This window comes from Flavobacterium sp. ACN2 (genome assembly GCF_002303885.1).
Taxonomy (GTDB): Bacteria; Bacteroidota; Bacteroidia; order Flavobacteriales; family Flavobacteriaceae; genus Flavobacterium.
In genome coordinates, this window is record NZ_MRCM01000014.1 from 157,433 (window position 1) to 167,502 (window position 10,070).

The 10,070-nt window shown below is 34.8% G+C and carries 8 protein-coding genes and 1 pseudogene; 8 read left to right on the plus strand and 1 reads right to left on the minus strand.

The window, feature by feature from the left end:
• Positions 1-40: 40 nt before the first annotated feature.
• The 8 genes from BSF41_RS17005 to BSF41_RS17040 all read left to right on the plus strand — a co-directional run bounded on the left by BSF41_RS17005 (position 41) and on the right by BSF41_RS17040 (position 9,224).
• The gene (locus BSF41_RS17005; protein WP_095930695.1) at positions 41-1,063 is read left to right on the plus strand and encodes an HAD family phosphatase; all 1,023 of its coding nucleotides are present in this window, start codon (positions 41-43) and stop codon (positions 1,061-1,063) included.
• 39 nt (positions 1,064-1,102) lie between these two features.
• Positions 1,103-1,927 (plus strand): hypothetical protein, encoded by an 825-nt coding sequence (locus tag BSF41_RS17010; RefSeq protein ID WP_095930696.1) that lies wholly within the window; start codon positions 1,103-1,105, stop codon positions 1,925-1,927.
• 46 nt (positions 1,928-1,973) lie between these two features.
• Positions 1,974-3,374 carry a DUF2252 domain-containing protein gene (locus tag BSF41_RS17015; protein ID WP_095930697.1) on the plus strand — a complete coding sequence of 467 codons (1,401 nt, stop codon included), beginning with the start codon at positions 1,974-1,976 and terminating at the stop codon, positions 3,372-3,374.
• A gap of 289 nt (positions 3,375-3,663) precedes the next feature.
• On the plus strand, positions 3,664-4,242 hold the full coding sequence (locus BSF41_RS17020; RefSeq protein ID WP_095930698.1) for a DUF4136 domain-containing protein: 579 nt from the start codon (positions 3,664-3,666) through the stop codon (positions 4,240-4,242).
• Positions 4,243-4,372: 130 nt separating this feature from the next.
• Positions 4,373-5,548 carry an AraC family transcriptional regulator gene (locus BSF41_RS17025; RefSeq protein ID WP_095930699.1) on the plus strand — a complete coding sequence of 392 codons (1,176 nt, stop codon included), beginning with the start codon at positions 4,373-4,375 and terminating at the stop codon, positions 5,546-5,548.
• A 71-nt stretch (positions 5,549-5,619) separates the two neighbouring features.
• On the plus strand, positions 5,620-6,588 hold the full coding sequence (locus BSF41_RS17030) for a transporter (RefSeq protein ID WP_095930700.1): 969 nt from the start codon (positions 5,620-5,622) through the stop codon (positions 6,586-6,588).
• A gap of 57 nt (positions 6,589-6,645) precedes the next feature.
• The gene (locus BSF41_RS17035; protein ID WP_095930701.1) at positions 6,646-7,806 is read left to right on the plus strand and encodes a BamA/TamA family outer membrane protein; all 1,161 of its coding nucleotides are present in this window, start codon (positions 6,646-6,648) and stop codon (positions 7,804-7,806) included.
• Between the two features lie 221 nt (positions 7,807-8,027).
• Positions 8,028-9,224 (plus strand): aminopeptidase C, encoded by a 1,197-nt coding sequence (locus BSF41_RS17040; RefSeq protein WP_095930702.1) that lies wholly within the window; start codon positions 8,028-8,030, stop codon positions 9,222-9,224.
• A 106-nt stretch (positions 9,225-9,330) separates the two neighbouring features.
• On the opposite strand, the pseudogene BSF41_RS17045 reads toward BSF41_RS17040, so the two are convergent.
• Positions 9,331-10,070, minus strand: a pseudogene (locus BSF41_RS17045) (type I restriction endonuclease subunit M); the annotation flags it as partial.

Below are 10,070 nucleotides of genomic sequence, written 5' to 3' on the forward strand. Positions count from 1 at the left end.
ATTGAAAAGTCTGAATCTTTTTTACTAACATAAAAACATCATGAAAAAAAATATATCAATTTGGTCTTTGGTGGTTTTGTCTTTGTTTTTCTTTTCCTGTAAAAAATCAGATACTTTAACTGCTCCAACAGAAAATAAACAAACAGAAACTACCGCAAATAGCGGAGATCCATTACCAAGCTGGAATGATGGAGCTTTAAAAAAAGACATTATCGCTTACGTTGAAAAAGTAACCAAAGAAGGAAGTCCGGATTTTATTCCGGTAGAAAGTAGGATTGCAACCTTTGATAATGACGGAACTCTATGGGCAGAAAAACCATACGTACAAGAACTTTTTGCTTTTTATAAAGTAAAAAAAATGGTAGAAGCTAATCCTGCTTTAGCTCAAAAACAGCCATTTAAAGCCGTGGTTGAAAAAGACAAAACGTTTTTTGAAAAAGGAGGCGATAAAGCACTTATAGAATTGGTTGCGGCAACTCATACTGGAATGACAGAAGATGAATTTGAAGCATCAGTTAATGATTTTTTTAAAACAGCGCAATATCCTGGTAAAAATGTTCCAGTAAAACAAATCAGATATCAGCCTCAATTGGAACTTTTGAATTATTTGCGTGCAAATGGTTTCAAAACTTTCATTGTTACTGGCGGAACGGTTGAAGTTGTTAGAGCAATATCTCAGGATTTTTACGGGATTCCAAAAGATCAGGTTGTGGGAACGTCTTTCAAATATAAATTTGATGATGCCAAAAATGCAGTTTTAAGAGAACCAGGATTAGATCATTTTAATGACAAAGAAGGAAAACCTGTTGGCATACAGCTACACATTGGTCAAAGACCTGTTTTTGCTTGCGGAAATGAAGGTGGAGCTGGCGACCTTGCCATGTTGAGATATTCTTCTGGAAGTAAATATCCATCTTTTCAGTTAATTGTAAACCATAATGACTCCATTAGAGAATACAATTATCAGGAAAAAGATAATCTTTCATTAAATACGGCAACAAAATATAAATATCATGTAATAAGCATGAAAGACGATTGGAAACAGGTTTTCGCTGATAAATAATTTGATTTTGAAAGTGATAGAACTTTTAAAAATATATTCATGAAACAAAATAAGCATTTTATCGACCTTAAATTATTTTTCAGTACTCTGTTTTTTGCAATTTCACTAGGATCTTTTGCACAAGAAGAGCCAAAGCCGGGAAATAGTGCACAGGAACTCGCCGATAAAATGGCCAACCCTGTAGCAAGTTTAATTAGTGTCCCGTTGCAAAATAACCTTACTTACGGTATTGGTGCTTATAATGGATCAAAATATCAGATCAATATACAGCCGGTTGTTCCTTTTAAGTTGAGTGAAAATTTAAATTTAATTACGCGTTATATTCTTCCAGTTGTAGATCAGCAGGATGTTACGGGAGAAAACACACATGAGTTTGGTTTGAGTGATGCAACAGTCACAGCATTTTTTGCTCCTAAAACAAAGGGAATTATCTTGGGAGTTGGTCCTGCTTTTTTGGTGCCAACTGCTACAGAGAAACTTTTAGGAACAGAAAAGTTTGGAATTGGACCCAGCGTTTTGGTCATGCATCAAGGAAAAGGACTTTCGATTGGTTTTCTAGCCAATCAAATTTGGTCTGTTGCAGGAAATGCCGACAGAGCAGATTTTAATCAGTTTTACACGCAATTATTTCTAACACATAGTTATAAAAGCGGTGCAAGTTTAGGAATCACTTCAGAAATAACCCAAAACTGGGAAGGAAAAACGACTCTTATTACCGTTAGCCCAAACGTTGGCGCCATTACAAAATTAGGAGGTCAGACCATGCAATTTGCTGTTATGCCTTTAATTCCGGTTGTTGGGCATTCAAGCATAAGACCAGACTGGGGATTAAGAGCGGTCGTAGCCTTTATATTTCCACAATAATAAAAGAAGTTTAAAACGGTTTTTTTAATTTTATTTATCGGAAATTATGGAAGAAGATTCAAAACATACAGCCGAAACCGTATTTAATCCGATAGCATCAAAGGCTGAACGCTATGAAAAAGGAGCTTCAATTAGAAAGAAAATCCCTTTAGCGAAGCATGGAGAATGGAATTCTTTTAAAAACCGAAAAGATCCAGTAGATATTTTAATTCAGACCAGTGTGGGAAGGGTTGAAAGTCTTTTGCCTATTCGGTACAGAAGAATGATGGAATCTCCTTTTTCATTTTACAGAGGTGCCGCTGCTATCATGGCTGCCGACTTGGCTCACACTCTGGTATCGGGTATAAATTTACAGCTTTGCGGTGATTGCCATTTGATGAATTTTGGCGGATTTGCAACTCCAGAACGGAAACTGGTTTTTGATATTAATGATTTTGATGAAACTTATCCAGGACCCTGGGAATGGGATGTAAAAAGACTTGCGGCCAGTTTTGTTATCGCAGGAAGATGGCGAAAATTTTCCAATAAAAATTGTAAAGAATTTGCTTGGAATGTTGCAGACAGTTATAAACGGCACATGTTGGATTATAGTAAACTCTCAGCGCTTCAAATTTGGTATGCCGATATTGATCTGGCAGAACTGATTGAATTAGGCCGAGACAAAGACTTTAAAGAATTTGACCAAAAGAGAATAAAAAAAGCATCAGAATATACTGCCCATGAAAAGGAGTTTGCCAAAATGACCTATTTTGATGGAGCCAGAGCACGTATAAAAGATGATCCGCCTTTGATATTTCATCCAACCGGAGATCTTGAAAAACAAGTTGCCAAAGAAGGAGAAATTATCCATAATAGATATTTAGAATCCCTTTCAGAAGAAAAACAAGTTTTGCTAAGCAGATATAAGCTTCATGATATAGTCATAAAAGTTGTTGGGGTTGGCAGTGTTGGAACATTGTGCGGGATTAGTTTGCTGATGTCAGCAACTGGAGAACCTATTTTTTTACAGTTTAAAGAAGCCCGGAAAAGCGTATTGGAAGGAAATGTAAAAACAAAAGGAAAATACAGTCATCAGGGCGAACGAATTGTACTGGGACAAAAACTAATGCAATCGGCATCTGATATGTTTCTGGGCTGGACAGACGACAGCAAAAACAAGTTCTTCTACATACGCCAGCTTAGAGATGCTAAAGTAAAACCGGTGCTAGAAGTGATGAAACCTAAAAATATGGCAGAGTACGCCAAAGCCTGCGGATGGGCACTTGCAAGGGCTCACGCACGTTCGGGAGATCCTTCGCTGATTTCAGGTTATATTGGAGATACAAACGAATTTGCTAATGCCATTTCGGAGTTCTCAGTTTTATACGCCGATCAAAACGAATCGGATTATAATAAAATGCTGGAAGCAATAAAACATGGCAAACTGCCTATAGCTGCAGAAATTTAATAAGCATCATACAGATAATGATGTAGCTGTGCAAGGTAAATAGAACTTTAAACAATCTTAAAATTTTGAACAAAATAGGTTAAAAAATGATAAAGTAAGATTTTATTTATTTAATACTGTTAATTAAATAAAATGATTTATCTTTGAGAGTGATCTAAGTAATTGTTTAGTAGGTCTTTGTGTCATGCTGACAATTATTAATACATTTTTGTCCTCCGTTCAAGATTTTTACGATTTTAATACATTCGAGTTAAACTGATTTAATTATTAATTTAATAAATACCACAACATGAATATTAAAAGAACAAGTCTTCGTATACTCCCAGTCTTATTTTTGGGTTTGTTTTACAGCTGCTCTCCAACTGTAAAAGTTACAACTGATTATGATCATTCTGCTAACTTCAGCGAATACAAAACTTTTGCGGTTTATGACTTAAAAGCGCAGCAAGGTCAAGTAAATCAGTTAAATGTTGATCGTGTTGCAAAAGCAATCCGAAATGAAATGCTTGCAAAAGGATTTACAGAATCCAGCAATCCTGATTTAAAAGTTAATGCCGTTTCTATTCTAAAAAATAAAACTCAAGTAACAGCCGATAGTAATTTTTATGGCTATGGCGGAATGTATCGTCCGTATGGATATTGGGGTGGCGGTGCTATGATGGGTGGCGGTACCACAACATTTAACTCATACGATTATGTTGATGGATCATTAATTATAGATATCGTATCTTCAAAAACAGACAAGCTGGTTTGGCAAGGAATCGGAAATGCCGAAATTGACAGTAAACCAGACAATCCAGAACAATTCATCAACGATGCAATCAAAAAAATATTAACTGGTTTTCCTCCGGGAGCAGTTAAAAAATAACTACAGCCCAATATTGTACTTGCCAAAGTCTGGCAAGTACAATGTTTTATACTTCTGCATACGCCCCCCCATCGTATTCTATTTTTAAGATTTTAAGAAAAATAATTGTTACTAATTTAAGCTTAAAAAAATGATCGATATTTTACTTTCCCTTTTCTTTTTTATAGCCACAATTGCTGGCCTGGCCACTGCAATTATGGTTTTATTTTCCAAAAAAAACTATTCAAAGAGTTTCTTTTTGGGAATGTTCTTATTGAGTCTTGCGTTGGTAAGTATCTACAATTTTTATTTGTCGGCCAATTTATTTAAAAATTTCCCAGATCTATTTACCATCACAAAAGCGTTTATATTTTTAACCGCTCCTTGCTCATTTTTGTACGTTAGAAACATTTTATCATTAAATAAAAGTTTCAGAAAATACGACTGGCTGCATTTTGTGCCATTTGCTATTTATTTCTTTTTAACGCTCGTTGTTTATGTCGGAAGTTACACTAATATAAAAGTGGTCCACTATATTGCGGGATTAATTAAAAATCCATTTTCTGTTTTAACACTGACGATTTGGCTTTTCTATGTCTTTTTTCAAACCATGTTGATTTTAAACTATGATCTGAAAAAATTTACAGGAAACCAATTTCATCATAATAAAGTACTTAACTGGATTAGAGTATACAATCTCATGATTTTGTTTTTATTTTCGGCACTTTTTGTACATCATTTTTTATTGCAAAAAGTAGAGGCAACAGATCTTTCGTGTTACATTCTCATTTCTTCTGTATTGTTTTTTACGGTTGGCTGGCTTTATTTCAAACCTCAAATCTTTCATGACGAAGAAGAGTCATTCGATTTTGTTGTCGACAATACATTAATGGTAAAAACAAAAGAAACAAAGAATACGCTTCCCATTGCAAACGAACTGACTCTTGAAAAAAGAGAAGAATACCTTTTAAAATTAGATTATGAGTTAAACTCTAAAAATCTATTCTTAAAAAAAGATTTTGTAATAAGAGATTTGGCTGAAGAAACAGGAATATCGGTACATCATTTATCCAATTTGATAAATTCAGAATTTGGTCTTCATTTTCAGGATTATGTCAATCTCAAAAGGATTGAATATTTTAAAGATAAAATAAACGATCCCGAGTGGAAAGACTTATCCTTAGAAGGTATGGCTTGGGGCTCTGGTTTTAAATCCCGAACAACGTGTTTTAGAGCTTTTATAAAACATACAGGAAAATCTCCTTCAGAATATTTTAAAACCATACGAATAAATCCGGATCATAAAGGAGCATATTATTTTAAATAAAATTATCCCCTTCCAAAATAGCGTTGTTGACAGCGGTTGTAAAGTCTTAATTTATTTTAAAACATTTCAGCATGAAGGCAAAAAAAATTTTTTCAATACAAACATTCCGATCAATATATGCAGCAATGCTTTTATTGATTTCTTTTTGTGGGAATGCTCAATTAAAAGGCGGACATATTTTGGGTGCAATGGGGCTCCAATCTGGAACTCAGGCTCCAGATAAAACATTGAGCGTCTACATTCCAGGCTATATTTATAGCGCATCTTCTTTAAGAAATGCTGACGGAGATAAAATGGGCAATCCAGATCTTACCATGTTTATAACAGGTGCTGGAGCCAATTATGTAACCGATTTTAAAATTCTAGGAGCCAATTACGGTGCTACAATTCTGTTGGCTGGAGCGTCTAATACTATTCAAGGAAGTTATGTAGATTCTAAAAGCAGTTTTGCATTTACAGATATGTACATACAGCCCGTTCAGTTAGGCTGGCACAACAAAAGAGCCGATTTTGTATTCAGTTACCAATTGTATATGCCAACAGGAAAATATGAACTTGGAGCTAGCGATAATAGCGGTTTAGGAATGTTTATGAATGAGTTTTCGGCAGGGACAACTTTATTCTTTAATGATAAAAAGACAATTCATTTTTCAGCTTTAGCCTCTTATGAAATCAACGGAAAAAAGAAAGACACCGATATAAAAACGGGAGACATTTTAAGTATTGAAGGAGGTTTGGGAAAAACGTTTTATTGTATGAATGCCGAAAAAACCGCACCCAAAGGCATATTCAATGCAGGTCTGATTTATTATTTGCAATATAAAGTTTCAGACGATAAAATTCCAGTAGGAAGCATTCTGGTTGTTGAACCCGACAAAGATCGAGTTGGCGGACTAGGCGCTGAGGTAAATTACTTGCATCTTGGCTGTATGACCTCGGCAGGTTTTAGATGGATTGGCGAAGTAAATGCGGTAAATAGATTTCAGGGAAATACTTTCTTTATTACGCTGGCACACGTATTCAGTTTTAAGAAAAAATAATTGCTGGAGATTTTTCTTGACGAAGTGAAAATTTAAATCTAAAACGATAAACACTGTATGGAAAACAAAAAAACAACAAAAAAAAGCGTTCTGTTTTTGCTTTGTATGATAATATCGTTTAATGTTTTAAATGCACAAAAACACCATGCAGTTTTAAAAGATTCGCTAGACGGAGCTTTTGATTTAAGCGACTTTCTTATTTATGCCAACGGATTTATAGTCGTGCCAACCATAATTACAGAGCCTGCTGTTGGAGGATTTGGGGCTGCTGTTGCACCAATTTTTCTAAAAAAACGCGCTCCTGTTATTGAAGCAGACGGAAAAAAACGATTTATAAATCCAGATATTACAGGAGGAGTCGGAATGTATACGGCTAACAAAAGCTGGATGGCTGGCGCTTTCCGTTCTGCAACCTTGGTAAAACCTAAAATTCTGTACCGGGCTTTTGCGGCTTATGGCGATATGAATTTATCCTTTTATGCCAATAACTTGCCCAATCAGAAAGATGAGGAATTTAAATTGAACTTTAAATCGACTATTTTTTATACACAATGGCTCAAACAGTTTAACAATGCCAAATGGAGTGTAGGACCTCAGTATTTGTTTTTAAACTCAAAAATAAACCTGCCCGACTTTAATCTTCCGCCGCCATTTGTAGACCCAAAAGACATAAAAAGTACGATAAGTCAGCTTGGAGCCGCGCTCCAGTTTGACGGACGTGACAATATATTTACGCCAGATAAAGGAATACGGCTTCAGTCCGATTTTTTCTGGTCAGATAAAGCGCTAGGAAGCGATTATCAGGCGTGGCGCATCAATTTATCGGCAATTGGATATTATCCGTTGGCGAAAACCTTAATTGGCGGACTCAGGATTGAAGGAGAGCAGGCGTTGGGGAGTCCGCCTTTTTATTTAAAACCAGGAATTAATATGCGCGGAATTCCAGCCGCGAGATACATGGGAAACACCAGTATTGTGAGCGAGTTAGAATTTAGATGGGATCTCTACAGACGATGGAGCTTAATGGGTTACGGAGGTCTCGCCAGCGCCTTTAACGATTGGGATCAGGCTTTTGCCAAACCCGTTATTTACAGTTACGGAACCGGTTTTAGATATCTCATTGCCAGAAAGTTTAAACTCCGAATGGGAGTAGACGTTGCCAGAGGGCCAGAAGAGTGGGCCTACTATATTGTTTTTGGAAGCAACTGGATGCGATAGATTTTGAAGCAAAAAACTTGTAAGAAGTTAATTTATAAATTAATAACCACAAAAAGTCTCAATGATACGTTATGGAGGCTTTTTGTATTAAATGCCTTAATAATTAATGCCGTTAAGAAAACATTAACAACTAAACATTACACAAATTGTATAATATTTAATTGTTTTGTAACAAATTGGAAACATTGGAGACTAATTTTGTTAAATCTTAAACATAAATTATGAATACATTTTCATTCAAATCAGTGTTTGCTGCTTCAATCTTTTTGGCTGGAACTGCAGGCTGTTTTGCGCAAGACATTTTAGTAAATTCACTTAAACTAAATGCAAGCGACAAAAGTAAAGAGAACTTCAAATTTACAGAAGTAATTAACCTAGGTACAACATCGGTAAAATCTCAAGGATCATCTGGAACTTGCTGGAGTTACTCAACAAACTCATTCTTAGAGTCAGAAATGATTCGTTTAGGAAAACAGCCAGTTGAGCTTTCTCAAATTTATTCTGCAAGAAACGTGTATGTAGAAAAAGGAGTAAACTATGTTCGCATGCACGGAGCAATTACGCTTGGTGACGGAGGTGCTCTTCACGATGTAATTAATATGTATAAAAAATACGGAACTGTACCAAGAGAAGTTTATACAGGATTAAACTACGGAACAGACAAAAACAAATTTGCAGAAATGGGAGCTCTTATGGAAAGTGTTCTTGCAGCAGTGGTGAAAAACCCGAACGGAGAATTGACTCCAAACTGGCAAAAAGCGTACGCAGCTGTTATTGATTCTTACTTAGGAAAAGTGCCAGAAAACTTTACTTACAAAGGAAAAAACTATACACCACAAACTTTTGCTAAAGAAGTAGTAGGAATTAACCCAGATGAGTATGTAGAAATGTCATCTTTTACAAACGCTCCGTACTACCAAAAAACAACTATGATGGTGCCAGACAACTGGTCATTGGATCAAGTTTACAACGTAAAAGTGAACGATATGACAGACGTTATCGACAACGCTCTTAAAAAAGGATACACTGTAGCTTGGGCAACAGATGTTAGCGAGAAAAGCTTTAGCTGGAAAAACGGTGTAGCGTATGTAGCGTCTAAAAAATTCGACGACATGACGGCTGAAGAAAAAGCAGACATGTTTAACGGACCAAAAGCAGAACCAGAAATTACTCCAGAAATGCGTCAAGCGGCGTTTGATAACTACACTACAACAGACGACCACGGAATGCACATTATTGGTCTTGCAAAAGATCAAACTGGAAAAGAATACTATATCGTAAAAAATTCTTGGGGAGAAACAAACGACTACAAAGGTTTCTTGTTTGTAACTAAGAACTTCGTAAAATATAAAACTACTGCATTACTAGTAAACAAAGGAGGAATTCCTGCTGAAATTGCTAAGAAATTAGGGGTTTAATTAACCTGAGAGTTTTACAGAAAATAGAAAAGCGCTACAATTAGAATTGTGGCGCTTTTTTATATTGATATAAGTTATATTTATTCTATTATTTTATTAGATTTTTTTAGTACCTCATTCTCTTTTTTAATAATTTTTGTCTGATTGAAATAAGTTTTTCAATGTCTTCTTGGCTTAAATTAAGAATTGAATTTAATATTTTATAATCATTTTGCGCAAGTATTTGTTCAATGTTATTTTTATTTTCAAAATTGTTTGTAAAGTTTTGAAATTGAAAATCACTAATTTCTACATACGGAATAGCTAATTTTTTAAATTCATTAGGGGTCAATTCTAATACACCACCACCATAATACCTCCCTTCAATTTCAGATAGTATTAATGTTAATGTGTTATAAAATGAAAAGATGAAGCTGTTTATATTATATCCATTTTTCATTTCAATTTTATAAGCAGAATCAGTTACGAAAGCATCGGAATTGTTTTTTAATAATTTTGGGTATAAATGACTTCTTTTAAAAAAGAAAGCATCTGGTTTTTCAGAAACATTGGGAATAACGTACCAATTATTCCTGATTTTGCATTTATAGCGATTATGGATGTCTTTTTCTTCTCCTATAGATAAGTATTCTTTTAAATTTTTTGAAATTTTATCTTTATCATTGAGGTGAAGTAATTTGGTTGGAAGGTTATTTTCTTCAAGCTTTTTTAAATCAGAATTGCTAAACACAACACTTCCATTAACATACAATCCTTTTTGAATTATTGGTTTTGTGTGATGAAAAAGATTATAATTTTTTTCAGTTTCTTTATCAATAATAAAAAAATTGTTTGCTGCAGTAACTA